Annotated in this window: 30 protein-coding genes; 21 read left to right on the top strand and 9 right to left on the bottom strand. The window is 66.9% G+C overall.

The features are described from left to right. Positions 1–21: 21 nt before the first annotated feature. The 4 genes from EV643_RS44545 to EV643_RS41055 are packed head-to-tail and all read left to right on the top strand — an operon-like array spanning position 22 to position 1,790. On the top strand, positions 22–183 hold the full coding sequence (locus EV643_RS44545; protein WP_166665770.1) for a hypothetical protein: 162 nt from the start codon (positions 22–24) through the stop codon (positions 181–183). A gap of 37 nt (positions 184–220) precedes the next feature. Beyond that, positions 221–442: a hypothetical protein gene (locus EV643_RS41065; RefSeq protein WP_238166157.1), complete on the top strand. Its 222-nt coding sequence runs from the start codon at positions 221–223 to the stop codon at positions 440–442. A 45-nt stretch (positions 443–487) separates the two neighbouring features. Then, entirely contained in the window at positions 488–973 is a 486-nt protein-coding gene (locus tag EV643_RS41060; protein ID WP_133805649.1) for a hypothetical protein, read from the top strand. Positions 974–983: 10 nt separating this feature from the next. Beyond that, positions 984–1,790: a Crp/Fnr family transcriptional regulator gene (locus EV643_RS41055; protein WP_133805648.1), complete on the top strand. Its 807-nt coding sequence runs from the start codon at positions 984–986 to the stop codon at positions 1,788–1,790. Positions 1,791–2,089: 299 nt separating this feature from the next. On the opposite strand, the gene EV643_RS44540 is transcribed toward EV643_RS41055, so the two are convergent. Next, on the bottom strand, positions 2,090–2,263 hold the full coding sequence (locus EV643_RS44540; RefSeq protein ID WP_166665769.1) for a hypothetical protein: 174 nt from the start codon (positions 2,261–2,263) through the stop codon (positions 2,090–2,092). A 148-nt stretch (positions 2,264–2,411) separates the two neighbouring features. Here EV643_RS44540 and EV643_RS41050 point away from each other — a divergent pair, with 148 nt between their 5' ends. Next, a complete protein-coding gene (locus EV643_RS41050) occupies positions 2,412–2,531 on the top strand; it encodes an integral membrane transporter (RefSeq protein WP_133805647.1) in 120 nt (39 codons plus the stop codon). Positions 2,532–2,954: 423 nt separating this feature from the next. Beyond that, a complete protein-coding gene (locus EV643_RS41045) occupies positions 2,955–3,644 on the top strand; it encodes a 2-phosphosulfolactate phosphatase (protein WP_133805646.1) in 690 nt (229 codons plus the stop codon). 911 nt (positions 3,645–4,555) lie between these two features. On the opposite strand, the gene EV643_RS41040 is transcribed toward EV643_RS41045, so the two are convergent. Genes EV643_RS41040 through EV643_RS41030 form a run of 3 tightly spaced genes read right to left on the bottom strand, consistent with a single transcriptional unit; the run spans position 4,556 to position 7,121 of the window. Continuing rightward, a complete protein-coding gene (locus EV643_RS41040; protein ID WP_133805645.1) occupies positions 4,556–6,436 on the bottom strand; it encodes an ABC transporter ATP-binding protein in 1,881 nt (626 codons plus the stop codon). Then, positions 6,433–6,741: a mercuric ion transporter MerT gene (gene merT / locus EV643_RS41035; protein WP_133805644.1), complete on the bottom strand. Its 309-nt coding sequence runs from the start codon at positions 6,739–6,741 to the stop codon at positions 6,433–6,435. Before merT ends, EV643_RS41040 begins: the two co-directional genes overlap by 4 nt. A 17-nt stretch (positions 6,742–6,758) precedes the next feature. Then, on the bottom strand, positions 6,759–7,121 hold the full coding sequence (locus EV643_RS41030) for an ArsR/SmtB family transcription factor (RefSeq protein WP_133805643.1): 363 nt from the start codon (positions 7,119–7,121) through the stop codon (positions 6,759–6,761). 108 nt (positions 7,122–7,229) lie between these two features. Between EV643_RS41030 and merA the strand changes: the two genes are divergently transcribed. From merA to EV643_RS44530, 7 genes are all read left to right on the top strand, one after another. Continuing rightward, complete coding sequence (gene merA / locus EV643_RS41025; RefSeq protein ID WP_133805642.1) at positions 7,230–8,669, top strand: mercury(II) reductase; 1,440 nt, start codon at positions 7,230–7,232, stop codon at positions 8,667–8,669. A gap of 16 nt (positions 8,670–8,685) precedes the next feature. Continuing rightward, on the top strand, positions 8,686–9,132 hold the full coding sequence (locus EV643_RS41020; protein ID WP_202870013.1) for a MerR family transcriptional regulator: 447 nt from the start codon (positions 8,686–8,688) through the stop codon (positions 9,130–9,132). 79 nt (positions 9,133–9,211) lie between these two features. Next, the gene (locus EV643_RS46250) at positions 9,212–9,586 is read left to right on the top strand and encodes a hypothetical protein (protein ID WP_238166156.1); all 375 of its coding nucleotides are present in this window, start codon (positions 9,212–9,214) and stop codon (positions 9,584–9,586) included. Then, positions 9,553–9,885 carry an organomercurial lyase gene (merB, locus tag EV643_RS41015; protein WP_238166155.1) on the top strand — a complete coding sequence of 111 codons (333 nt, stop codon included), beginning with the start codon at positions 9,553–9,555 and terminating at the stop codon, positions 9,883–9,885. The genes EV643_RS46250 and merB overlap by 34 nt, the downstream gene beginning before the upstream one ends. Positions 9,886–9,897: 12 nt before the next feature. Beyond that, positions 9,898–10,890, top strand: a complete 993-nt coding sequence (locus tag EV643_RS41010; RefSeq protein WP_133805640.1) for an ABC transporter ATP-binding protein — start codon at positions 9,898–9,900, stop codon at positions 10,888–10,890. Beyond that, complete coding sequence (locus EV643_RS44535) at positions 10,874–11,701, top strand: ABC transporter permease (protein WP_166665767.1); 828 nt, start codon at positions 10,874–10,876, stop codon at positions 11,699–11,701. The genes EV643_RS41010 and EV643_RS44535 overlap by 17 nt, the downstream gene beginning before the upstream one ends. Further along, on the top strand, positions 11,698–12,471 hold the full coding sequence (locus EV643_RS44530; protein ID WP_166665766.1) for an ABC transporter permease: 774 nt from the start codon (positions 11,698–11,700) through the stop codon (positions 12,469–12,471). The genes EV643_RS44535 and EV643_RS44530 overlap by 4 nt, the downstream gene beginning before the upstream one ends. Before the next feature lie 167 nt (positions 12,472–12,638). Here EV643_RS44530 and EV643_RS41000 read toward each other — a convergent pair whose 3' ends face one another. Then, positions 12,639–13,619, bottom strand: a complete 981-nt coding sequence (locus EV643_RS41000) for a calcium/sodium antiporter (RefSeq protein ID WP_133805638.1) — start codon at positions 13,617–13,619, stop codon at positions 12,639–12,641. 272 nt (positions 13,620–13,891) lie between these two features. Here EV643_RS41000 and EV643_RS40995 point away from each other — a divergent pair, with 272 nt between their 5' ends. The 6 genes from EV643_RS40995 (at position 13,892) to EV643_RS40980 (ending at position 18,241) form a co-directional block, all read left to right on the top strand. Beyond that, on the top strand, positions 13,892–15,004 hold the full coding sequence (locus EV643_RS40995; RefSeq protein WP_133805637.1) for a Kelch repeat-containing protein: 1,113 nt from the start codon (positions 13,892–13,894) through the stop codon (positions 15,002–15,004). Between the two features lie 275 nt (positions 15,005–15,279). After that, positions 15,280–15,645, top strand: coding sequence for a hypothetical protein (locus tag EV643_RS44525; protein WP_166665765.1), 366 nt, complete (start codon positions 15,280–15,282; stop codon positions 15,643–15,645). A gap of 192 nt (positions 15,646–15,837) precedes the next feature. Continuing rightward, entirely contained in the window at positions 15,838–16,146 is a 309-nt protein-coding gene (locus tag EV643_RS40990; RefSeq protein WP_202870012.1) for a hypothetical protein, read from the top strand. Positions 16,147–16,151: 5 nt separating this feature from the next. Continuing rightward, positions 16,152–17,207, top strand: coding sequence for a hypothetical protein (locus tag EV643_RS40985; protein WP_202870011.1), 1,056 nt, complete (start codon positions 16,152–16,154; stop codon positions 17,205–17,207). Then, positions 17,204–17,476, top strand: a complete 273-nt coding sequence (locus tag EV643_RS45230; RefSeq protein ID WP_202870010.1) for a hypothetical protein — start codon at positions 17,204–17,206, stop codon at positions 17,474–17,476. The genes EV643_RS40985 and EV643_RS45230 overlap by 4 nt, the downstream gene beginning before the upstream one ends. 48 nt (positions 17,477–17,524) lie before the next feature. Then, a complete protein-coding gene (locus EV643_RS40980; protein WP_133805636.1) occupies positions 17,525–18,241 on the top strand; it encodes a nitroreductase family protein in 717 nt (238 codons plus the stop codon). 371 nt (positions 18,242–18,612) lie between these two features. Here the strand turns inward: EV643_RS40980 and EV643_RS40975 are convergent, their stop codons facing one another. Together EV643_RS40975 and EV643_RS40970 are read right to left on the bottom strand one after the other, a co-directional pair. Beyond that, complete coding sequence (locus EV643_RS40975; protein WP_238166154.1) at positions 18,613–19,029, bottom strand: TIGR03618 family F420-dependent PPOX class oxidoreductase; 417 nt, start codon at positions 19,027–19,029, stop codon at positions 18,613–18,615. A gap of 35 nt (positions 19,030–19,064) precedes the next feature. After that, positions 19,065–19,799 carry a mycothiol-dependent nitroreductase Rv2466c family protein gene (locus tag EV643_RS40970; RefSeq protein WP_133805635.1) on the bottom strand — a complete coding sequence of 245 codons (735 nt, stop codon included), beginning with the start codon at positions 19,797–19,799 and terminating at the stop codon, positions 19,065–19,067. A 619-nt stretch (positions 19,800–20,418) separates the two neighbouring features. Here EV643_RS40970 and EV643_RS40965 point away from each other — a divergent pair. Further along, entirely contained in the window at positions 20,419–20,742 is a 324-nt protein-coding gene (locus EV643_RS40965) for a hypothetical protein (RefSeq protein ID WP_133805634.1), read from the top strand. Here EV643_RS40965 and EV643_RS40960 read toward each other — a convergent pair. Further along, complete coding sequence (locus tag EV643_RS40960) at positions 20,739–21,590, bottom strand: transposase family protein (RefSeq protein WP_166665764.1); 852 nt, start codon at positions 21,588–21,590, stop codon at positions 20,739–20,741. The two genes, EV643_RS40965 and EV643_RS40960, sit on opposite strands and share 4 nt — an antisense overlap. Before the next feature lie 954 nt (positions 21,591–22,544). On the opposite strand from EV643_RS40960, the gene EV643_RS40950 reads away from it, so the two are divergent. Next, on the top strand, positions 22,545–23,288 hold the full coding sequence (locus tag EV643_RS40950; protein ID WP_133805632.1) for a GAF and ANTAR domain-containing protein: 744 nt from the start codon (positions 22,545–22,547) through the stop codon (positions 23,286–23,288). 1,028 nt (positions 23,289–24,316) lie between these two features. On the opposite strand, the gene EV643_RS40940 is transcribed toward EV643_RS40950, so the two are convergent. Further along, positions 24,317–25,354 carry a COG1361 family protein gene (locus EV643_RS40940; protein ID WP_255513093.1) on the bottom strand — a complete coding sequence of 346 codons (1,038 nt, stop codon included), beginning with the start codon at positions 25,352–25,354 and terminating at the stop codon, positions 24,317–24,319. Positions 25,355–25,450 lie beyond the last annotated feature (96 nt).

Raw genomic sequence — 25,450 nt, 5'->3', positions numbered from 1 at the left:
TGCCCGCCCAAGTCCCGTGGAATGTTCCAGACCGGCAACCAGGGGAAGTCCCCGGCGACCTTCCGTGTGGTCGTCACCGAGGGCGGGCCCAGTGAGGGCACGCTGCAGCTCACGCTGTTGACCCCGTTCGAATTCGTGCTGCCGACGGAGTACGTCCTCGACGGGCAAATCGACACACGTTGACCGCGGACGTCTCGAACGCGGCGAGGTCAGCCTGCCAGTGCCTCGTGTCCGCGGCACCGTGCACCGAGGATGCGCCGACGGCCAAGGCGCCACGACGGCTGCGGCGATGGCGACCCGCATGTTCACCGGCCGGCTGGCCGCCACCAGCCACGCCTACCCCACCTGGTCGATGGCGGTGCAGCTCGCCGCGGCCCAATTCTTCATGACCATCGATGGCCGCACCGCCAGAACTGTGAGCGCCATCACCGAACGAGCGTGATCACCCGGCGTAGTTTCACCGTCGACGGCTAGAGGAGGAACTCTCATGGCTTCGACAGGCGCGACAACAAGCATGCGTGCATTACCGATGAACCTGGTCACCGGCGCCGCCGCCGGTGTGGTGGCCGGGATCCCGCTCGGCATCATCATGCAGATCCGAGACGCCGACCCGAAGACGATGCCTGGCGTCCAGATGATCGACCAGGTCGGAGACCTCATCTCCGACCCCTCGACCGGGCTCGGCTGGCTCATCCACCTGTTCAACTCCGCGCTGTTCGGCGTGGTCTTCGTTCTGCTGTTCTCCCGCTGGCTCACCCGGCGCGGCCCGGCGATGCTGCTCGGGCTCCTGTACGGCGTCGCGTGGTGGGTCGTGGGTGCGTTGTGGATCATGCCGGCCTGGCTGGGCATGGACGCAATGGTGTTCGAGGTCGGCGCGAACCAGTGGTGGAGTCTGGCCGGGCATCTGATCTACGGCCTGCTCCTCGTCGTCGGCTACATGATGGGACGGCCGATGCTGTCCAAGTCGTCCTGAGCGGTGCGTCGTGGCTGATGCCGGCGAGCGGTACTGTCTGGTCGAGGGCTTCGAAGCCCTCGACCAGCAGTCTGGGGCCCTGCCCCCCTGGGCACCGGGACAACGCGAGGAGTGGGCCGACGTGGAACGAGCCACCGGCGACGACATCTGGTGCATGGCCGAGGTCGACATCTTCGCCGACCTGTCCACCGCCGAGATGGAGGCAATGGCAGCCGCCGCGCCGATGAAGACCTATTCGGCCGGTGCCCTGCTGTACTCGCCTCACCAACCAGTCGAGACCCTGTTCATCCTGAAGAAGGGCAGGGTCCGGATCTTCCGCGTCTCCCCCGACGGACGAGCCCTCACCACCGCCCTCATCACCCCGGGAACGATCTTCGGCGACATGATGCTGCTCGGGCAGCAGATGCACGACAACTTCGCCGAAGCCCTCGACGACGTCGTGGTCTGCGTGATGGCCCGCGCGGACGTCCACCGCTTCCTACTGTCCGATCCACGCATCGCGCTCCGGATCTCCGAGATCCTCGGCCGCCGCGTCGCCGAACTCGAACGCCGCCTGTCCGACACCGTCTTCAAGAGCGTCCCGCAACGCATCGCCGCCACCTTGTGCCTATTAGCCGCCGACCAGCAGAAACGGTCACTGGGCCGCGGTGTACAACTTGCGTTGACCCACGAACAGATCGCCGCCCTCACCGGCACATCCCGCGAAACCACCACCAAGGTCCTCGGCGAGTACGCCGACCGCGGACTGCTCCGGCTCGGTCGCGGCAAGGTCACCATCCTCGACCCCGACACCATCACCACTGAAGCCGGCAACTAGCGTGAGTCGACTCGACCGGCGCTGACTACCTCGGCTCGCGCCTTTCCTCCTCGGTGTGCACGTCGAGGTGTCGTCGACGACATCACCGACACCCACTCGGTCAAGACCCGCGAGGCCTGGGGCCAGGGTGCCGCGAACATCATCACCGGCTCTCCGCCTTCCTGGCCGGCGTGTTCCTACTAATCCTCGTGGTCGGCCTGGGCGACCTCGTCGGCGCCATCCCCATGGCTGCCCTGGTCGCGGTGATGATCATGGTGTCGGTCGGCACCCTCGATTGGCACAGCATCCGCCCCAAGGCCCTACGCCGGATGCCGCGCAGCGAGACGACCGTCATGCTGTCCACAGTCGCGGTCGTCGTACTGACCCACAACCTCGCGATCGGCGTCGTGGTCGGAGTCCTCGTCGCGATGGTCCTCTTTCGCCCGCCGCGTCGCCCACTTCACCACCGTCAGCGAGGTCGAGCATCCACCCAAGGACACCAAGGTGCACGTCGCCACCGGAGAGCTGTTCTTTGCCTCCAGCAACGACCTCGTCCACCAGTTCGACTACCGCAACGACCCGGCCGACGTCGTCATCGACCTGACCGACTCCCACATCTGAGACGCCTCCACCGTCGCCACCTTGGACGCCATCACGACCAAGTACGAGCGCTACGGCAAGACCGTCCTTATCGTCGGACTGAACGCCGCCAGCGCCGAACGCCACCAACGACTCGCCGGCCAACTCGGTGCTGGCCGCTGATCCCCGACCCGAGACACGCCTAGTCGCTGAACCGGGTGTCGACACGGGTCCACCGAACTACACCCCACAGCCGGCGGTAGGCGTACAACAGGCTCAGATCGAGCCGACGCGTCTACTGCTGTCCGCCCCTCCTGTTAGTGAATCCGTTAGCAATGAGGTCGGATGGTGAAGTTGGGCAGTGCGGCTCCGCTCTGCCCAGGGCAGACCAGAAGCAAGATCGCCAGCTTGGAAGATCGGTCGACGGCCCGGTCGGAGGTCTTCCCAGGCGCGGACCTGTGCCCGTCAGGTGGCCCCATTTGACCCTGGCTGACCCCTCGTAATCGCTCGCCGGGCGAGCGTCGACCGTCTCAAACAATTGGCTCCGTGGGCCTCCCAAGCCGGGATTCGAGAGCGGCGACCGATCCGATCCGGCATGATGTGCCGATGCGTTCGAACTTCATTGGTATCGCTGACGTGCATGAGGTTCCCAAACTAGCCGCCGTCATCGACGTGATGAGGGCGTTCGCGAAAGGTGCGCAGAGGATTGTCTTTGCGGAGACACTCGATTCCGCGCGCGACTTGAAGGCTCGTAACCCGGACTGGCTGGCTTTGCAGGATGGAGTGCCACTACCCGGCTTTGATCTCGTGAACTCCCCTGCGCTGCTGCGTTCGCTCGACTTGAAGGGACGCACCCTCGTTCAGAAGACGACGGCAGGGACTGTTGGCGCACTCTCGGTTGCTGATGCCGAAATCGTCCTATGCGCAAGCTTTGTCGTAGCAGACGCCACAGCCAGCTTTCTGCTGGACCAAAAGCCGGATGAGGTGGTGTTCGTTGTCACCGGTGACGGTGGCCAAGCCGAGGAGGACAGGGCATGCGCTGAGTACATCGCCAAGCGAGCTGCGGTCTCGCAAGTGCATGCCGCTCCTTACATCGACCGCGCAAGGAACTCCATCGCCGCTGCCAAGCTGACTGAGGGCGCACGGCAGGGCCACCCGGGCATTCATCCAGAAGACGTGGACCTCTGCCTAGATCTGAACGCGTTTTCGTTCGTCATGCTGGCTACCAGGGAGCACTCGCACATGGTGCTGCGGCCGACGCATTTGGTGCCGCCCACACCTGCCCCGTCCCCCTGATAGCTGCCAAACCAGGCCCCCGACGTAGACGATTTCGTGTGTCGAGTGCGTCACGGCGGTAGTTGGCATCGCTTTGGCGCCAGCTTGGATACTCGCTGTTCCATAGCCGTGTCCGCTCCTTCCACGGGAGAGCTGCGTGCTCGACGAGTGCGTGCAAAGCGAGCCTTGCATGCCTTTCCCTGACAGGCCGGGAATGAGTCTGATTCCTGGAGCGCAACTCCCCTCTGCTGCGAAGGCCCTTGCCACTTCCTCCGGCGACTCGGCTGGGTCGACATCGAGGATGATGCAGTCGGCCCAACGGCCTTCAGGACTCATTCGGGTGGTTGGGCGGGCGTTGGCATGCGGTGAGATCCTGGACTTGGTGGCAGCTCGACCTCGCTGCCCGACGGGGCGTGAGGATGTCTGGGGATCCGCGATGGCCCACCGATCGCAACGGCGTACCGTGCAACACCGCAGAGATGATGTCGCCCTGCGCCATGCCTGGTGGTCGCGGCGACTGAGCCTGTTGGCATCCGCAGCGGCAGTAATGGCGTGGACAGGGCACGACATCACCTGGACCTGGCTGTTGGAAAGGGCCACCGCGACAGTTGTACTCGCAAGCCTCGTCGTGCCGGCCGTGCTTCTCAGGCAGGGCCGTCATCTGCGTTCGCGGACCTCCAGGTCCGGTCACCACAGAGGCGGACTCAATCACGCCGACATCACGGGACGTTGCCGGAAGGAAAGAAAGGCCCGCCGCTGACGGGCGTTACAACCCCATCAGCGTGGTCTTGGCACCTTCGCCTCCTGGTGCTGGAAGGGTGGCATGGTCGACGGGCCTACCAGCCATCGAGGTGCTGACCGCGGTCGTCACGGCCGGCATCGAGCGCGGGATCATCCGGCTCGACGGCTGATTGACCTTGGAGGGCGAGATGTCAGTCGGTGGTGGGATCCAGGTCGGAGTAGGCGGCGGCCTGCAGGGTGAACAGCTCGGCATAGTGGCCGCCTCGCGCCATCAGCTCCTCGTGGCAACCGTGCTCAGCGATCTGACCGTCGCGAAGTACGTAGATCCGGTCCGCGTTCCGGACGGTCGAGTACCGGTGCGATATCAGCAGCACGGTGCGGCCGGCGTACAGGGTGCGGATGCTGGCGAAGAGGTCGTGCTCGGCACGGGGGTCCAACGCAGCAGTCGGCTCGTCGAGGATGACCAGCGGCGCGTCCCGGATGAACGCTCGGGCGAGAGCGACCCGCTGCCATTGGCCGATCGACAGGTCGCGGCCGCCGCTGAACTCCGGCGACAGGATCGTGCGGTACCCCTCCGGCAGCGCACTGATCGCCGGCTCGGCGCCCGAACGCCGGGCAGCCGCACGCACCGCCTCGAGGTCATCGACGTGTACGACGGAACCGAACCCGATGTTCTCCCGCGCGGTCAGGGCGTAGTGCAGGAAGTCCTGGAAGATGACCGCGATGTTCTGGCGCAGTTCGTCCGGATCGACGGTCGCGGTGTCGGCTTCGTCCCAGCGGATCTGCCCACTCTGCGGCAGGTACAGCCGGCACAGCAGCTTGGCGAGTGTTGTCTTGCCGGAGCCGTTCTCGCCGACCAGGGCGATCACCTCGCCGGCACCCACCTCGAGCGAGACGTTCCGGAGTGCCGGCGCGGTGGCCGCGGGATAGGTAAAGGTGACGTCGTCGACGACCAGCCTGCCGAAGTCACGCGGTGCAGGGCCCGATGCCCGGTCGGCGATCGCGGCCGGGCCGAAGGCGAGGAACGAGGTGAAGTCCTCCACGAACAGGCCGGACTCGTAGATGTCCCCGACACTCATCACGGTCATCATGATCCGCTCGGCAAGAACAAGCAGCGCCGCGCCGGCCGTGGCCGCATCCGCCAGCGCGATCCGGCCGGTCAGCGCCAGGTGCAGGAGCAGGGCGATGGAGCCGGCCAGGCTGATGGCGAGTGCCAGGTTGCCGGCGACGGCGAGCCGGAACCGTTCGCGGGCGGTACGCCGCAGCTCGACCATGTGAGCGTCGTACAAGTCGGAGTGCCGGGTCCGGAGGTGATCGGTGAGCCCGAACGCGCGGACCTCGGTGGCGGATTGCTTGCCGGTGAGCAGCTCGAACAGGTAGTTGCGGGCGCGGGTCGCCGCGGTCATCCGCAGGTGGAACCCGAACAGCGCCTGACCGGCCTTGAGCACTCCGGCGATGAGCGGAACCGAGGCTGCAGCCACCACCGGAACCAGCCATGGCTGAATCGCGAGCAGCGCCACGACGATACCCGCGACGCCGGCGACCGCGCCGAGCGTGCCGATCAGACCGTCCACCAGCTGGATCGGACGATGCTGGCCGGTCGCCGCGCGCGCCAACCGGTCGTGGAAGGACGGGGTCTCGTACGCCTGCAGCTCGACCGCGGCGGCCACGTCGATGATGCGTTCCCTGGCATATCGGGCGGTCGTCTCGGAGAGGATCTCGCGGACCTCCCGGCCGGCGGCGGCGATCAGGCCGAGTCCGGAGATGACGGCAGCGACTGCAAGGATCTTCGGGAGTACGTCGACCGTTCGGGGCAGCTGCCCGTCGGTCAGCAGGGTTGCCATCAGGTTCTTGCCCATCAGGAACACGACGGCCAGCCCGGCGCCGCTGATCAGCTTCAGCACGATGCTGATCGCCAGCTCCCGCGGTGCGGCGGCCCTCACCAGCCGGACCGCATCCCGGATGATGCTAGGCAGGAGACGGAGCGACTTCGGCCGTGCCCGCGCCTCGTCGTACAGGTCCTCACACGTCGGCGGTGGTGGTGTCGGGGCGTCGGCGGGCGGGCTGGTCATTGCTGGCGCGGGTCTTCCCTGACCGGCCGATCCAGGTCGGAGGGCCTGGCATCCGGGCCGAAGGCGGAGCGGCGGGCACGGGAGGTACGGCGCCGCGCGACGGTGGAGATGCCAGCCGCAGCAAGCAGTACGACGGCCGTGGCGATCACCCACGGATTGGACAACCAGGCGCCGACCACACCCAGAACACCCGCGGCGAGCAGGACAGGAGCGGCGCAACAGACGATCAGCAGGATGGCGGCGCCGACGACGCTGCCGCCGGATCTGTGAGGATCACGAGGCGTAGGCGGAACCCGGGTAGGCATGGCGGTTCCCTGCCGGCTCAGTCCTGGCCGATGCGGGGGCAGCAATCCAGGGCGGCCGCGTTGTCGGCGGCTAGTGCACGGGCCAGCACCACCAACTCGGTTACGCGGGGGTCTCCGACGGAGTAGTGCAGCTTCTTGCCGTCCCGCCGGGCTGTGACGTACCCGCAGTCGATCAGGCACGACAGATGCACCGACACTCGCGGCTGGGAGATGCCGGCGTGCTCGATGCAGTCGGCGGAGGTGCGCTCGCCGCGCAGGATGAACTCCAGCAGGCGCAGCCGAGTCGGGTCGGCCAGTGCACGGAAGAACCGTGCCACGGTGCCGGTGTGCGAGCAGGCGTCGGCTGGTGCGGTGGACGTTAGGACTGCGGATTCGGTCACCGCGAGCACCTCCAGATCTATTCGCCTATCCGCATAGTATGGTGGCATTGTCGTATTCGGCAAGCCGTATAGCAATCGGCTCGGCACCGGGCGCGAGGAGGCTGCAACATGACCGCATCCCGATCAGGCGTCGACCTGGCGATCATCGGCTCCGGTGCGGCGGCGTTCGCCGCGGCGATCGCTGCCACCGACAAGGGCCGGCGGGTGGTGATGGTGGAGCGTGACACCACTGGCGGCACCTGTGTGAATGTTGGCTGTGTGCCCTCCAAGGCGCTATTGGCCGCCGCGGAGGCGCGCCATGTCGCCGATGCGGCCGGCCGGTTCCCAGGACTCTGGCCGGCAGAACTGCCGCTTGGTTTCGCGGCCCTCATCGGAGGCAGGGACGCGCTGGTCGAGCAGCTGCGCTCGGAGAAATACACCGAGCTGGCCGCGGACTACGCCTGGGAGATCGCGCACGGGACCGCGGCCTTCGCCGGGAACAGCGACGATCCTGTCCTGGAAGTCAGCATGGACGACGGTGGAAGCCGGCGAGTCGAGGCGGCGCATCTCCTGATCGCGACCGGCTCGGCCCCGTCGGCCCCGCCAGTGCCCGGCCTCGACGACGTCGGCTACCTGACATCGACTACAGCCATGGAACTCGATCACCTACCGGCCTCGATGATCGTTGTCGGCGGCAACGCGGTCGGCCTGGAGCAGGCCCAACTGTTCGCCCGCCTCGGCACGACAGTCACGGTGATCGAGACGTTCGACCGGCTGGCGCCGTTCGAAGAGCCCGAGGTCTCCGCCATGATCGAGCAGATCTTCACCGACGAAGGCATCACGGTGCACACGGGCACGACCCTGGCCGCGGTCCGTACCCAGGACAGCGAAACCATCGCAATCATCCACTCCTCACAAGGCAAGGATTTCGAGCTACATGCCGAGCAGCTCCTCGTCGCCACCGGCCGCCGCCCGGTCACCACCGGACTGAACCTGGAGCAGGTCGGGGTCAAGACCGGTGAGCGCGGCGAGGTCGTCGTCGATGACCACCTGCGCACCACCAACGCACGGATCTGGGCCGCCGGCGACGTGACCGGCCAACCTCAGTTCGTGTACGTCGCCGCCGCCCACGGCACCCTTGTCGCAGACAACGCGCTCGATACGGCGGAGCGGACCTTGGACTACACCGCGGTACCCCGAGTCACATTCACAAGCCCCACGATCGCCGCCGTCGGCAGGACCGACGCCCAGGTCGTCGAGGCCGGGATCCGGTGCGACTGCCGCACGCTGCCGCTGGAGTACGTGCCCCGCGCCATGGTCAACCGCGATACCCGCGGCCTTGTGAAGATCGTCGCCGAGGCTGGCACCCACCGTTTGCTCGGCATCCATGTCGTCGCCGAAGGGGCAGGCGACGTGATCACCGCCGCCACCTACGCGCTCAGCGCCGGGATGACCGTCGACCAGCTCGCCAACACCTGGGCGCCGTACCTGACCATGGCCGAAGCCCTCAAACTCGCTGCCCAGACCTACACCCGGGACGTGTCGAAGCTGTCGTGCTGCGCTGCCTGAACCAGGGGACGAAACGATGACGATGACCAGAAACGGCTCCCGCTTGATGACGGTCAGGGACCTGTCCCGCCGTACCGGGGTGCCGATCAAGAATTTGCGCGACTACACCGACAGGGGCCTGATCTACACGGTCGGTCGCAGCCCGTCGAACTACCGCCTCTATGACGCCGACGCGTTGTGGTGTGTGCGGTGGATCGGCACGCTCCGCGGTCTCGGCCTGACCATGGCCGAGATCCGCGACCTGACCGCCGCTCATGCGCGGCGATCGTTCGGGCCGCAGCTGGCTGAACGGCTGCAGACCTCTCGCCGGCGGCTGCAGGCACGGATCACCCAGCTGGAAGAGACAGTTCAGCGCATCGACGAGTTCGAGGCCAGCTACCACGCGGATCTGGCCTCCGAAGGCGAGGCGTGCTGGGACAGCGATCCACGATGCCCAATCGACCCGGAGCACGCGCACCGATGAACGCTTGACCCTCACCCCGGGGTGAGTGCCTACCGTCGCAATCGACACCCGATCGAATCACTGCGATGGAGGAACCACGATGACCAGGACCAGCGACGTCGGCAGTGCCATCACCGATTTCGCCGACACCTTCGGCTTCACCCTGATGAATCAGGCCCAGGCCAAGCTCTCGCCTCAGCTGCGCGAGCTGCACCGGGCCATCCTGACCGCGTTCGGCGACACCGGCGTCGCGCCGACAGTCGCGTGGATCGCCGACCGAGCCAGCTTGCTCGGAACCGACCCCGACCAGGCACTGGCGAGCCTGGCCGACGCCGACCTCGTGCACACCGCCGACGGCTCGGTCACCGTGGCCTACCCCCGTTCTCCGGCAGCCCGACGCCGCACCGAGTCGAGTTCGACGACGGCCCCGCCACCTGGGCGATGTGCGGCGCCGACGCCCTTGGCATCCCGCTGATGACCGGCCGCAACGCCACCATCACCAGCACCGACCCGCATACCGGCGAGCCGATCCGGATCCGGTACGACGACCACGGCTGGACGTGGGAACCCGACAGCACAGTCACGCTGGTCGCCGCCAGGCATGCCTGCGGCACGGCCGCCGAAGCCGCCTGCCGCTACGTCCACTTCTTCACCCACCCCGAACACGCCCGGGCATACCTGGAGGCCAATCCGGCGCTGTCCGGCGAGGTCTACGACCAGGCTGACTCCATCGAAGGAAGCCGGATCATCTTCGGCTCCCTGCTGGGCCGTTGAGCAGGGGCGGCCATGCCTGAACTATTGCTCAAGCCGCACACCACCGCCGGCACAGCCGCGCCCCCGGCCATCGAACTGCGGCATCTCACCAAGAAATACGGACACCTGACAGCCGTCCAGGACGTGTCCCTCGACGTCCCGGCTGGCCAGGTCCTCGGGCTGCTCGGACCGAACGGTGCGGGCAAGACCACGATCATCAAGATGATGGCCGGCCTGATCACCCCGACAGCGGGCACGGTACGGCTACGCGGCTACGACATCAGCAAGCAGCGCAGCCGGGCCGTCCAGCAGATCGGCGCGGTGCTGGAGGGCTCCCGCAACGTCTACTGGTCGCTGTCGGCCTGGCAGAACCTGCTCTATTTCGGGCGTCTCAAGGGCCTGCGAGCAGCGGAAATCAGGCCGCGAGCGGAGCGGCTGCTGCGTGACCTGGACCTGTGGGACCGCCGCAACCAGCAGGTCGGCGGGTTCTCCCGCGGGATGCAGCAGAAGGTCGCCGTCGCCGCGGCACTGGTGACCGACCCGCCGATCGTGCTGCTCGACGAGCCCACCATCGGGCTGGACGTGGAAGCCGCCCGGACCGTGCGGCACTGGGTACGTCGACTGACCCGCGAGGAAGGCAAGACCGTCGTCCTCACCACCCACCAACTCGCGATGGCAGAGGAGCTTGCCGGCCGGGTAGCCGTCCTCCGCGACGGCCGCATCATCGCCGACCTGCCCACCGCCGAGCTGCTCGACCGCTACGCCGAGGACCGCTTAGAAATCGACGTAGCCGGTACGACGACCACAGTGGCCGACGTGCTCGGGGCGAAGGTCGCGACGGAGTCCGCCAACGGCCAGACCACCATCCAACTGCCGACCTCTGATCAAGACACGCTGCACACCGTACTGACCGGACTGCACCACGGCTCGGTACCGGTACTCAGGGTCAGCCGGGTCCGGCCCAGCCTCGAGGACGTCTTCGTCTCGCTGCTGAAAGGAGAGGTTGATCATGGCAACAACAGCTGATGCGCCCATGTATCGCCTTGGGCTGAGGATGCTCGGCAACGAGACGGCCAAGGGCCTGCGGGTGATGTGGGCCCACAAAGCACCGCTGGCGCTCGGGCTGGCCTATGTGGCCATGCTCTACTGGGTGATCCAGCTCTTCATCGGCGGCGGTCGGTTGGTCGGCGAGGTGCTCGCGATGACCTTCGTCGCGTTCCTCGGGTACGTCGTCCTCTACATCGCATCGCTCCGCATGGTCAGCGGCGTGCTCGAGGAGATGTACACCGGAACCCTCGAGCAGAGCCTGCTCAGCCCACTGCGGCCATGGGTGGCCTCGACAGGCCGGCTCGCCGCCGCACTGGTCGAGGGCCTGGTGATCGCGGCGATCGTTGCCGGGTTCAACCTGGTCATCCTGCTTGCCGTTCAGGGCGTCGAGTTGTCGTTCCGGTGGTCCGCGGTGGTTCCGCTGGCAGTCACGCTCGTCGACATTGCCGGCTTCGTGCTGCTGTTCGGCGGGATGGCGCTGGTCGTCAACTCGGTCGGCGCGATCATCCACGTCGTCCAGAACGTGATCATGATGCTCAATGGCGCCTTCATCCCCGTCTTCGTCTTCCCCGACTGGCTCGAACTCGCCGCCAAGATCGTTGTCCCCACCACCCTCGGCCTCGACGCCACCCGCCAGATCCTCGTCGCAGGCGCGCCACTCGACAACGTGTGGTCGAGTGGCACGCTGCCCTGGGCCGTGGTCCACGCCGCAGTGCAACTGGTCGTCGGTTGGGCGGCGTACCAGGCCGCGATCCGCCGCGGACTGCGCGAAGGAAGGCTCGGAGCATGAGCACCACCGTCCGCGCCTGGACCGCACGGCAGACACTCACCGCCGTCGGCAACGAGACCGTCAAGGGCTTGCGCCACGGCTGGAGCGAACGGCTGCAGATCCTTATCGAGCTACCACTGTTCATCGTCTTCCTGCTGCTGATCGGCTTCACCGCCGGCAAGGCCGACACCATCGCGGCCACCGGGCAGCTCGAATGGGCCCTGGATCGACATCAGATGGCCTGGCTGCTGCTCGGGTTCGTCGCCTACGCCTACACCTATCTGCACGTGGTGAAGATGTTCTGGCGGCTACTCACCGAGATCCAGTCCGGCACCCTCGAACAGACCTACCTCAGCCCACTACCCTCCTGGGTACACGTCGTCGCCGGACGGATCGTCGCCGCGATCGCCGAGTCGGCCTTCGTCGTCGCAGTCATGTACGCCGTCACCGCAACACTGGTTCGCATCGACCTGCACTGGCGGATCGACGCCCTCCTGCCGATCGCGCTGTTGATCGTCGGCTCCGCAGGCCTCGCGATGGCGATCGCCGGCCTCACCCTCGTCTGGAAGCGCATCCCACTGCTCAACGACATGGCACTGATGCTGGTCATGTTCGTCAGCGGCGCCATCCTGCCCACCACCGAGATGCCGGCCTGGGCCGAGACCGTCGCCAAGCCCCTGTTCCTGACCCACTCCATAGCCGGCCTGCGCACCGTCATGCTCGACGGCGCCACGATCCCAGCAACCGGCCTTGGCGGTCTGACCTGGATGCTCGGCACCGCAGCCGCCTAGTTCATCGCCGGATTCGCAGTATTCCGGGCCAGTGAGCGGATCGCACGCCGTCGCGGCAGCCTGTCAATGTATTGATCTGAATCGAACGTCGCCGAGACCCAATGCCCTGTCCGTTCATCACACTTGTTCATCAGCTGGGGTTTCGCCGGGTTCGGCGGCCGGGCAGGTCACGCTGATAGCAGCAGCGGCATGGTCAGCGCATACGCGGCCAGCAGCGCCACGGCCTCGACCCGGGTCAAGATCAGCCCCCGGCCCAACAGCGCCCACGCCAGCCCGGCGGTGAGGATCATCGCGACGCTCAGGGCAACGGCTGCCTTGCCGGGCGAGGCCGAGCCGGACGCGAATCCCACCACCGCACCGCCGATGAGGCTGTTGAATAGGTTGCTGCCAAACAGATTCCCGACTACCAGATCCGACTCGCCGCGGCGCTGTGCCTGGACAGTGGTGACCAGCTCCGGCAGCGACGTGCCCAGAGCGACCAAGGTGAACCCGATGATGACCTGCGGCACGCCCAGATCGGTGGCAATCGCCGAAGCATTGGCAACCAGCAGCTGCGCCCCGGCAAGCACACCGGCCAAGCCGAGAATCGCCCGGACAGGCTCAAACCAACCCGGCAGTCTTGACAGGGTGACCGGCACATCCACCGTTGCGTTCGCGTGCGTGAACTCCACAGCGTCGTCGGCGAGTTCCTGGTTACCGCGACCCTGGCTGGCCCAACGCAGCAGCAGTAACACCACGCCCGCCCCTGCAGCGGCCAGCACCGCCCCGGTGACCGGGCTCAGCCCCGCCCAGGCCAGAAACGCGAACAGGACGACCGCGCCGACCGCGAGGGGCACCTCGCGACGAATCACCTGCGAGGTCACCACCACTGAACCAGCCAGCGCAGCGACGCCAAGGATGAGGGTCAGGTTCAAGATGTTTGACCCGGCGATGTTGCCCACCGCGAGATCGGTGTCCCCCCGCGCCGCGGCAACGCCGGAGACCAGGAACTCAGGCGCGGAGGTGCCCAGGCCGATGACAACGACTCCGACCACGACCGGGCTGATCCGAATCCGCTCCGCCAGCCGCGACGAGCCGAGCACGAGATGGTCGGCGGCGAAAGTCAACACGACCAGGCCCGCTGCGGCCAGAAGAATCTGAAACACCATCGTGTGCTCCCCCCAGCGGTCAGCAATTACCGCGATGCAGCCGACCAGGCTTCCCGGCAAACCACGCGACACCGTACACCAAACGGTCCCCTCGAGGACTCGTCCACCACCGCCGGCCAAGTTGAGGCTGGAACACATCGCGAACCGAGTCGGCGGGCTGTTGCGGGCGGGTGTGTCGATGATCTTCAGAAATTCTTCATCGAGGCCGAGGCGGTGTCTTCATGCTGCGCTGCCAGCCTCGACCTCAGCACTGTCTCTGAGAGGGGATTGTCATGTTCGCGCTGACCGTACGCCGCGGTCTGGTGAGCCTGGTGGTGGGCGCTGTCTGCCTGGCACCGGCGCAGGCATCCGCGGCGGAGAGCAACACCTGGAGCGTCACCGGTGCGCCGGTTCAGGCGACCGGCTACCAGACCGCCACGACCCTGCCTGACGGGCGCGTGCTTGCCGTCGGCGGTCAGGGCACCCTCGCCGAGCTCTACCTGGCCGCCAATGGCACCTGGCGGGCCGCGGCGAACATGAACCGGAGTCGTACGTCGGCGACCGCGACCCTGCTGCCGGACGGCAAGGTGCTCGTCGCCGGCGGCTTCAGCGGCACCACGGTCGAGAAGTCCGCCGAGCTGTACGACCCGAAGAGCGGCCAATGGACGTTGACGGGCAGCATGGGGGTCGGGAGGTACTACCACACCGCGACGCTGCTGGCGAACGGCACAGTGCTGGTTGCCGGCGGCAAGGACCAGACCTACGCCCAGTGTGGCTACTACACCTGCGCACCCATCGCCTCGGCAGAGGTGTACGACCCGGCGACGGGCCAGTGGTCACCGACCGGTGCGATGACGGCCGCCCGAGCGCTGTTCACCGCGACCTTGCTCACCGACGGCACGGTGCTCGCGGTGGAGTATGGCCCGACCGACCTGTACGACCCGGCGACCGGCACCTGGTCACGAACCACGAGCCTGCCGTCCGGCATCACCTCGTACGCCGCGGTGCGCCTGCTCGACGGCCGGGTGATCTCCATCGGCGGCGTACGCTCGAACCGCACCGCCGCCACCATCTACAACCCGGCCAGCCGCACCTGGCAGGCCGCGGCCAGCCTCAACATCGACCGGTACACCGTGCCGTACGCCGCGACCCGGCTGGCCGACGGCAGGGTGCTCGTCGTCGGAGGCAACACGTTCAGCCGGTTCGCAGAGGTATGGGACCCGGCGGCCGGCTTCTGGAGCACGACCGGTCAGATGGCCAACGCCCGGTCGAGCGGCCCCGGTGTGGCACTGCTCGCCGACGGGCGGGTGCTGGTCGAAGGCAGCGCCGTCCGTGAGGAGTGGTGCGACTCGTACGGCGACTGCTGGCAAGGCCCGCTACACCCCGCCGAGATCTACACCCCGTAACGCAAACGCCCGACCAGCAGACGCAAACGCAGACATTGACCCGAACCGCGCCCGCCGCGAGGACACTTCACTCTGGATGCGATGGATCGGGTCATGACCCCCCAGCCGAACAGCCCGTGGATGTCGTCGGCACCAGGCGACACCGAAGGCGTTGCGGGTGCCGACGTGTTGTACGCGAGGTGCAGCTGTGACCAGTGTCTCTGTACGGCAACGGAGCGGAGCCGACCTCAGCCCGGCCTCGCAACCGAGCGCGTCGGCCCGTCGGACACGCACTCGTGCGGGCCGCGGCCCTCGGCGCGCATGCCGCCAAGTACCACGGCGTCGTGTTGCACGAGTACAGCCAGTGGATGCTCGAGGAACTCATCGGGGTTCCGCGCGACTCATGGACCCAGGACGTACAGGCCATCGAGGCCGGGTTCGCCTACTACCTGCTGTGCAGCCACCTGGACAACCCAAGATCAGGGTTCATCGACCTGACCCGTGGAACCGCCCTGATGCAGACCGCCCTCGACCCCTCACACCTGGTGGGCCTGCGGTGGGCAACCGGCCTGTGGAAGGTCGGCAACCACTCGGCAAGCGAACGGTGCCCAGGGCCAAGCTGGAAATGGCCTGCGAGGCGGGCGAGGGAGCCGAAAGGCTGAGAGGCCTGACGATCTTAGGACCATAGGGCGACCCCCAGATACCTGATCCGGACAATGCCGGCGAAGGGAAAACGTCTCGCAGGTTCTCGCTGTCCAAGCCTCCACTCAAGAAGCCCAACCATCTGCTCGAGAGCACCGACCGCCCCGGGCACCCGCCGAACCCGTCCAGGCTTCCGGCTAGTCTCGGGCCTCGTGGGAGCTTCAAAGCGCGAACTGGACGCCATGGTCAAGGAAGCGACCGTCGACTGTTACAACGACAGCGAATGCGTCACCGGGTTCTTCACCATGCTTGAGGAACATCTCGCAGTGCCGTTCCGAACGTCGGTGTTGGGGGTCGACGTCATTATCACCGGCATCCACCTGACTGAAGACGACCACATTGTCGCGATGTGCGTTCGTGATCGGTCGCGGCAATCCATCCCGATCCTGGACCTGCCGTTACCGAGGCCGTTGCCCATCGGGGCAGAGTGGATCGCGGCGTACCGGCACTGGCGGAGGTGACTGGCATGAACCACGACACGATGCGCGCAACCGGTCCGCTGGTCCATGCCGGTGAGCATCGGGTACGGCCGACCGAGCGGGAGGCCCAGGACAATCTGCGCGCGATGCTGCAGCTGTGCGCGGCGGGCCGGCTCCGGTGTAGCGAGAAGACCAAGCGCCCGAGCGCGACGACGATGGACACCGTCGCCGACCACCTGTCGAACGGCGACTTCTACCGCGACGAGGACCTCGCCGCCTTCGCCTGGCCGCTACTGATCCAGGCCGGCGGCTTGGGCCGGCTGGACAGCGGTCGGCTCCGGCTGACCACCAAGGGCCTCGCCGCACAGCGGAAGCCGTCGGCCAAGGTGATCCGTGACCTGTGGCAACGCTGGAACAGCCACGCGGTGATCGACGAGTTCAGCCGAATCGAAGCGATCAAGGGCCAACGCGCCCGCAACGTGCTCAGCGCCGCCAAGACCCGCCGTCAGGTCGTCGCAACAGCGCTGGCCGGCTGCCCGCCGCATGACTGGATCAGCGTCGATGCCCTATTCGCAACCATGCGACGCAGGAAGCTGAATCCGCGCATCACGCGCAACGATATGGCGCTGTGGAAGCTCTACCTCGTCGACCCTCAACACGGCAGCCTGGGCTACGCCGGCTTCGGGGACTGGAACAGCCTCGAAGGCCGCTACACCCTGGCCGTGCTGTTCGAGTACGCCGGAACGCTAGGACTGTTCGACCTGGAGAACCTCCACCCGAACGGCGAGCGTGAGGACTACCGTGACAACTGGGGTGCCGACGACCTCAACGCGCTGAGCAGGTACGACGGCCTGCAGGCGATCCGGATGACCGCACTCGGCCGCTACGTGTTCGGCATCGAAGACGAATACCGTCCCAGCACCAGGCGCAACGCCCCGCCGGCCGTAAGTGTCCTCCCCGACCTGACCATCGCTGCCACCGAGCCGCTCGACGCCAGTGACGAGGTTCTGGTGTCCGCATACGCCGAGCGCGCCGCCGACCAGGTGTGGACCCTCTCCCCCGGCACAGCCTGCTGTCCGCGCTCGACATCGGACGCGACTTGAGCGAGCTGACGACATTCCTGAGTCAGCGAGGTCACGGCGAAATCCCCGACACGGTGGCCGATCTCATCGACGACGTCACCGGCCTGCTCACCCACCTCGGGCACGTCACCTTGATCGAGTGCGCCGATCCCGGGCTTGCTCGGCTGATCGCCCGCGACCTGCCCACCCACTGCCGACTGATCGGTGACCACCACCTCGCCGTACCGATCGACGCAGAGCCCGAGTTCCGCGCGTCACTGCCGTGGCTCGGCTCCTCCCCGGGCTCGTGACGCGACCCCGGGGCCAGAGTGGTCCGCGGGACGGGCAGACTCGGTGTTATGCCTGACACCGATTCACCGAAGGGCGAGCGGCGCTGGACGCCGGTCCACGGAGAGCCGTACCGCCCTGTCCCCTACCGTCCGGCTCGCATGCCCGCGGAGGAATCCGTTGCCAGGGCCGCCGAACTGCGTGAGCGGATGCGGCAGCGCCGTACCGTCCGGCAGTTCGCTCCCGACCCCGTGCCCATGCAGGTTGTCCGAGACGCCATCGGCTGCGCCGCAACCGCGCCGTCCGGCGCCCATCAGCAACCGTGGACCTTCGTGCTGGTCCACGACCCGGAGATCCGGCGAGCCATCCGCGAGGCTGCCGAGCGCGAGGAGCAGATCTCGTACGACGGTCGGCTCGGCGAAGAGTGGCTGGACGCGCTCCGTCCTTTGGGCACTGACCGCATCAAACCCCACTTCACCGACGCGCCTGCGCTGATCGTCGTTTTCCAGCAGCGTTACTGGCTCGGCCCGGACGGCACCAAACACAAGCACTACTACGTCGATGAGTCGGTCGGTATCGCCGTGGGCATGCTACTCACCGCCCTGCACCTGTCGGGCCTCGCGGCGCTGATCCACACTCCGAGCCCGATGCGCTTCCTGTCCGAGATCCTCGGACGTCCGGCCAACGAGAAGGCCTTCGCAGTGATTCCCGTCGGCTATTTGGCCCCGGACTGCGAGGTCCCCGACCTCATCCGCAAGTCCCTGGCCCAGGTACTCGTGGAGATCTGACCCCAGCCGCGAAATCGCCCTGACCCTCGCGGCCAACGGCTCCATTCTGAGCCGGTAGCCGTGAGCCATTCGCAACGTGTGATTGGTGAGTACGACCTAGTGGTCATCGGCGGTGGGGCCGCGGGGCTCGGCGCTGCTCGTGCGGCTGTCGCTGTGGCGCCAGGACCTTGCTGGTCTCCGACGGTCAGCCAGGCGACGACTGCACCTTCACCGGCTGTGTCCCGTCGAAGACGTTGATCGAGTCCGCTCGATCGGGTGCTTCCTGTGCCGCGACGACTCAGCGCGTCCGACCTCGCCGCGGCCGGGCGAAAACGGGTCCACCGCCATCGGCGGCTCTCCTGGGCTTCGGCATCTTCAGCGATCCCGCTGGTTCATCCCACCTGGTCTGGCCCTGCTCGTGTCGCCTCGACCCTGATCAGGACTCTGCGCTCGCGCCGCATGCTCTCGCGGTAGCCGTCCCAGTCGTCGTGCTCACCTGCCAGCCTGCGGTAGTAGTCGACCAGCGGCTCCATGGCCTCGGGAAGGGACATCACTTTGGCCTGTCCCTCAACGAAGACCCATTCACCGAAGAACCTGTCGCCGAAGATGCACAGGTGGGCGCGTGAATCGGCCCGCAGGTTCTTCGTCTTGTAGGCGGTTTCGCGGCTGCTGATGATGAAGCGCCCCTGGGCATCCACTCCGACGAGGACCGGGGTCTGCTGAATTCCGGCGGGCCCGGCGTGGGTGGCGAGGACGGCGTGATGGTGGCGGCGGGCGAACTCGCGTGCGTGATCAAGGTCCACGGCCATACTCTTCCCGCTGCGACAATCGGCTTACCGATGGCTTACTTCTGCATACGTCGGTGGCCGGCGTGCCAGTCCTCGACGGTACCGACCTGCCCGTCGGCGACGCCGAGGCCGCGGAGCTGGGGAACCTCGCGCAGGCTCCGCTTGAGCTCGGCGAAGCCGTGGAACCGGGTCAGTCCGACGACGTGGTCCCACAACGCGACCGCGTCCTCACGGTCGGGCAGGCGGCTGATGACAGGCCCGAAGAACGCAACACCGTGGGGTGGCTCGAAGTGGATGATCGGGGTGCCGACATCCTTGCCAGTCAGCGACAGCGCCTCGTCGGTCTCCGCGCGGATCTCCGAGTCCCACGAGTCGTCGTCGAGCGCCTCCACCAGTGAATGCGGGAGACCGACCCCCGCGAGGATCGGTGCCACGTACGTCGATGTGCCGCGATGGTCCAGCCCCTCCTCGTCGTGTTCGGTGGCGGACGGCTCTTCGTCGAACAGGCGCGTACCCATCGCGGCGTACAACGGGCCGACGCAGGCACGCCCCTGCGTCGCGCGCGCCGCTGCCGCGACACGAAGAAGTCGTAACCCAGCGGTGTGGCCCGTCTCGTACTGGGGCGGGAAATGGCTGGCGTAGTCCACATCGGCGTTGACCTGGCGCAGCGAGATGAACCGCCAGTCCACGGTGTAGTCGCGCTCGGCCATCACCAGGCGGACCCACTTGCTGGTTATCCAGGCAAAGGGGCACACGGGGTCGAAGTAGAAGTTGAGATCGGCGTCCGACATGTTCCATCCTCTCAGCCTGGTCATTCCGGCTGCGGGCCGACGTCAGGATCGGAGAAGTAGGGCACGGTCACTTTCACGGTACAGCGGGCCGTGTTGGGTGGGCGTCCACGCAGGCTGGTGGCCGTTTCGGCGCAGATCGCGACCCGCTGCCGGGCGAGTCATGACGGGACTCTTACGGCCGCTCGCCAACCGTTGTTCGTGACGGTCCGGCGAGTGACACTCCGAGAATCAGACAGGTCCCGGGCGATCGACGACAGGTCCGCTGGGGGGAGCACCGCGATTGGGCCGGGGGAACGGGAGGGCATTATGAAACCGTACTTGTACTCTCCCAGCTTGCCGCTGCACTGGCCCTGACGGCTGTCCTGGCACCGACCGCGCACAGCGCTCCAGCCGAGCACAGCACCAGCGCCCTGTGGCGGTTCTCCGACGGCTCAGTCGTCGGGGGCGCCTCCTCGCAGCTGGTGCGGACCGACAGCGGGATTTCACTGTCCCAGCGGACAACGGCTCCCGCCGGTCACGCCGTCACCGTGTGGTGGGTCATCTTCAACAACCCGGAGAACTGCGCCGGTGCCGAGGGGTTCCGACACGGTGTACCGAACCCGATCTTTTCAACCGCGCAGTGGACGCGTCTGTGCAGTACGCCGCCAAGCACGTCGTGGGCGCATCCGGCACGCACAGCGTCGGCTCCTACCTATCGGAGGGCGACACCACGAACTGCCCGTTCGAAGCCTTCGGCGAGGGCTTCCTGTGCGCTGGCCTCATCGACGCGCGGAAGGCCGACGTCCACCTCGTGGTCCGGACGCACGGACCGAAACTGACGGCGTTCATGCCCGGCCAGATCAAGTCGTTCGAGGTTGCCTGCACCCCCGAGAGCTCGGAAGGACTCGGCGACGGCCCCAACACATGCGTGGACATGCAGTTCGCCGCCCACGAGACCGCCTAGCATCCTGCACCACAGGACAACTGGGGAAACAAGCGCTGCCCGGAACACCGCTGTCGGGCGTTGCTTCCGGCCCCAATCAGCGTCGAACGCCTGGACGTGTCCGCCCTGCACCGTTGGGTGCGTGATGGGCGGGTGGTCATCGGCGCACGGAGCCTCCGGCATGGGCGCGTCGGGCGTTGAAGACGGCTCGTACGGCAGCTTCGTCGCCTTCGATGTCGACGAGCTTGAGGGTGTCGTCGATGGGCGGCGAGCCAGCCGACGACAACGGCGCCGGCGCGGCCCAGCACCTGGCCGAGCAGCCCCCGGGTGCCGTCGAGGTCGACGAAGCCGGAATGCCATCGATCCACCAGCACCCACTTGCAGGTGGCCGGGTGCTGTTCCCAGCGCGGCTTGCCGCGGCGGGTCTCATCGATGCCGAGCACCCGGGTCGGCGCCGGCGCAGCGAGCTCGCGATCGGCGACCTCGACCAACGCGGCATGCGCGGTCGGCCACGACACCCCGAACGCCGCCGCGACCTCACTGACCGCCCGGTTCGCGTCCCCGACCGCCATCGCGATCGCCTCCCGCAGCCGCCGGGTAGTCCGCGCACCCGACGGCAGCTCACCGATCGTCTCGGTGAAGCTCAGCCGCTCGCACAACGGCTCCCGGCACCGCCACCGGCGCTTGTGCCACACCACCGCGATAGGCCTTGTCCCGTAAGGGATGTCGCGCGGCGCGGTGACCACGTGGCCCTTCACCGACGACGACACCAGCCCACACGACGGACAGCCCGCAGCTGCCTGGTCAGCGGTGTGGACATGGACTTCCCGGACGCCGCCAGGCAGCAGCACGACACGCTCCACGCGCACGCCCGCCAACCCGAACAGCACGCGAAGCCAAGGTGCCGCCCGAACGCTGCCGAGCCGCCAATGGATCGATCGGCTATGGCCAGAACCGACGCCAGACCTGGCGCTTCGCTAGCGTGAGCGCATCGACAACGTTTTGCTCGGTGGCTGCGTTCTGGGAGACGCCGAGTACTTGGCCGACCTCACGCCACGAGACACCTCGTGCACGAGCCTGGTGAAGGGCCTCGCCAAGCGCCTTGTCAATCACCATCGACGCTCGACAGCACTCGCGCACAGCCTCTAGCGGATCCTGCTTCCACCGACCACGTTGCCGGAGCCGGAGGCCCTCACCGTGCCCCGAAAGGCGGATTCGCGGCGACCGTGTCAACACGGCGATCACCATCCTCTGGTCGACCGCTTCTTGGCTTGGATCGCTGGCTGAGGTTCACCCAGAGAGTCTGACGAGACCTGCGGTGGGTACCAGGGCAACGGCACCGAACGCGAACTCGGCGCCGACGAACAGTCCGATGACCTGCGGGGGGTGGCAACGGACCGCAGTCGGCGCACGTACCGATGGCTTCCTGCGGCAGCGCCGAGCATGCCGGCGACGGCGGTCAGCTTGGCGAGAAGGGCAGCGCCGGACGCGGTCAGAACTCACCGCGCCGTCGACACGCTGTGCGACCAAGCTGTCAGCAGTGCGTCAACTGCAAGCGCGTGGACAGCGGAAGTATCACTGCCAGCTCTGGCGTCATCTTGATCAGCCACGCCAACCAGCAGCCCGGCAGAACAGCCCGATTCCACGCGAGCACCCGCCATCTGGTATTCGCCGCCAGGCGGCGTAGCGTTTGAACTGCCGTCACTGTTCATCTGTTGCTGTCCGCCCTCCGCCCGTGGGCTCGACCGGCTGCCGGGAGCAGGTCGGTCAGGGCAGGAACGGGTGGCACCGTGGCTACGGATGGGCGAAGTGACGAGCCTCTGGTGGATGTGCTGGGCTCAGTGCATTCGTTGCTGCTCAGCGGTCCCGGACTGGAGGACTTGCTCGTCAAGCTGGCGGGCATGGCGGCCAAGGTGGTGGATCCGCCGGCCTCGTGCGGCATGACGACTCGGTACGACGGGGAGCCTCGCACGATCGTGACCAGCGATCCACGGGCCGCGTTGATCGACGAGCAGCAGTACATCCTCGGTGAAGGGCCTTGCCTGGACGTCTTGGAGAACGGCGAGGTCGTCGATGTCGCGGACCAGGCGAGCGAGTACCGCTGGCGTCGCTACCGTGATTCGGCGCTCGAACTCGGCGTGACGGCGTCTCTCAGCTTCCCGCTGATCGTCGACGACCAGATCATCGGCGCCTTGAATCTCTACGGATACGACCGGCCGAACTCGTTCAGCGAGGCGGACCGAGAGCGGGCCGCAGCCGTCGCCGACCAAGCCGCCACCACCTTGGCCTTCGCGGCACGAGCGGTGCAGCAGTCACAGCTGGGCGAGCAACTGGAGCGGGCATTAGCCTCGCGATCGGTGATCGACCAGGCACTCGGCGTGCTGATGGGCCAGCAGAAATGCGATGCCAGGACGGCCTTCGAACTGTTGCGCCGCCACTCGCAGAACACCAATCGCAAGCTGCGTGACGTCGCCGCCGACCTCATCACCAAACTGACCGGACAAGCGCCGGTCGACACTCGCACATTCGAGCCGGACGGTGACTCCGACGGTCCAGAGAGCGGCTGACTCAGACTCGATGCTCCGCTCCGGGAGGAACGCCAGGACGTGACCCGGCCCGCGCTTCTGGCCGCACACGTCCTGGCGCCTGTGTGTACCTCGCAGAGAGGAAGAACGCTCGCTGTGACCCGGCCCGCCCTCCTGGCCGCACACAAACTCGCGTCTGTGACAATCGCCCCTGCCCCAGTCACAAGTTCCCTGTTACCTCCTCCTCCCCACGAACTCGCCGCGGCGGGTGGTCAGCTCGCCAACGATCTGCACGTGGCCGGCTTGTGCCTCCACGAGGTTCGCCCAGGTCCAACGCCGCGGTCGGCTGCTCCCTGCGCGCTGGACCAAGGTCTCGAAGATCGGTGGCATTGGCGTCGGCAGCCTCAGCCCCAACCAGATCGTCATGATCTGAACTTGCTGACCACCGCCGCCCACGCAGTCCCACTCGATCACCACGTACTCACGCCGGGCCGACAAGGCCAACCACGTGCTGCGGTTGATCGGGTGCCCCTGCCTGTCGACATACGTCACTCTCGTTCGCGGCACCATCGCCGCGGTCGCAGTCAGACCACCCAGATGATCGGCTCGTACTTTCCTCTGCCCTGGTCGTCGCAGCAATGAATCATCAACGCCATCGTTCTCACCCCTGAGCGTTCGTGTTCCGGCTCGGCGGCGGGATGGGCACGGTGCGACAGCCGATGACGAATCCGAACCACGACTGATCAGGCCGAGCGCGAGCACAGCGCAGTACACCAAATGACCTGGAGCGGTGGGATTCTCGATCTCCGTCGACACCGGCGGCACCCCTGGCCGCCTGGCTGTTCTCCCAACCTGGCGCCACGATAGACAACACCGCGCCCGGTGACAACCCCGTCAGACCAGTGACAACGTCCGACCGGTCAAAGTTGCCCATGGCAAGAACCCGCCGAGGCACTCGTTGAGCAGGGGCGGCGTGGTTCGTCTGCAACCGGTTGATGGACAAGCGTCCACGCCGGCGTGGGTGTCGGTGAGGACGCCCACGCCGGCGTGGCGTTGGATGGTTCGCGTTGCTACTTGACGGTCACCACCCGGGTGTCACTGTTGTTCGCTGTCCATGGATCGGATGTCGCCGAGGTGACAGTCGCGGTCTGGGTGATCGTCCGCTTGTTGCCGCGGATCAGGACGTTGAGCTGGATCGTCTTGCTCTCTCCCGCCTTGAGGGTAGGGATAGTGCAGGTGAACGTCGTTCCGCTCGGCGGCGGGCAGCCGCCGTCGTTCGAGTCGTATCTGGCGACCTTGTCGTCGGGCAGGACCTGTGTGACGACGACGTTCTGGGCGTCGGAGAGTCCGTGGTTCGTCACCGTGATCCGGTAGTGGATGATCGTCGACGGCTTGTAGACGTCGGCGTCGGAGGTCAGCGCGATCTCGAGATCGGCGGCTGTAGCCACCATTGTCGACACCATCGCCGAGTTGTTCGGCACGGACCCGTCCGGGGTGTCGCTGTCCACCGAGGCAGTGGTGCTCAGCGTGGTCCCGACAGGAGTGGATGGGTCGACCAGGGTGAACAGCGTCACCACAGCGGTGGCACCGGGCGCGAGGTCGCCGAGCTGGCATTCGACGGTGTTGGTGTTGGTCTGCAGTCCACAACTTCCGCCGAGCACCGAGACCGCGGTCGACTCCAGCGAAAGGCGGGACGGCAGCGGCACCGTGAGGACGACGTCGTCAGCACTCGACGGTCCGTTGTTGTCCACGTTGATCTGGTAGCTGAGCTCATCCCCGGCGATGACCGGGTTCGGCGTCGCGGCGATGGTCACCGCCAGATCGGCGTTGGCCGTCACCTCCGTTGCGACGCTGCTGAAGTTGTCAGCTGCGTCGGGATCGAAGACCTGACTCTCGGCCCGGGCGTCGTTGTGGATCGGTCCGGTGACATCCGGATGGATCTTGGCCGTGACGGTCATGGTTCGACTGGCACCTGGAAGCAGTGTGCCGAAGGAGCATGTCGTCGGTAGGAACGGATCTCCCGGTGTCCCGGCGTTGCATGTCGCTCCGCCGCTCCCGGTGACGCCGACCACGCTCACCTGTGCGGGCAGCACGTCTCGCACGATCACCCCAGCGGAATTTGTCAAGGCGGATGAGGCCAGCGTGAGTTAGGCGGCTAGTTTTGTGTCGGTTTCCTTCTGGGGTGTCGGTGCTGGTCTGTTGAT

It is taken from the genome of Kribbella caucasensis (genome assembly GCF_004361855.1).
Lineage (GTDB): Bacteria > Actinomycetota > Actinomycetes > Propionibacteriales > Kribbellaceae > Kribbella > Kribbella caucasensis.
Note: the sequence above shows the minus strand (reverse complement) of the source record. Positions and strands in the feature narration are given on the sequence as shown.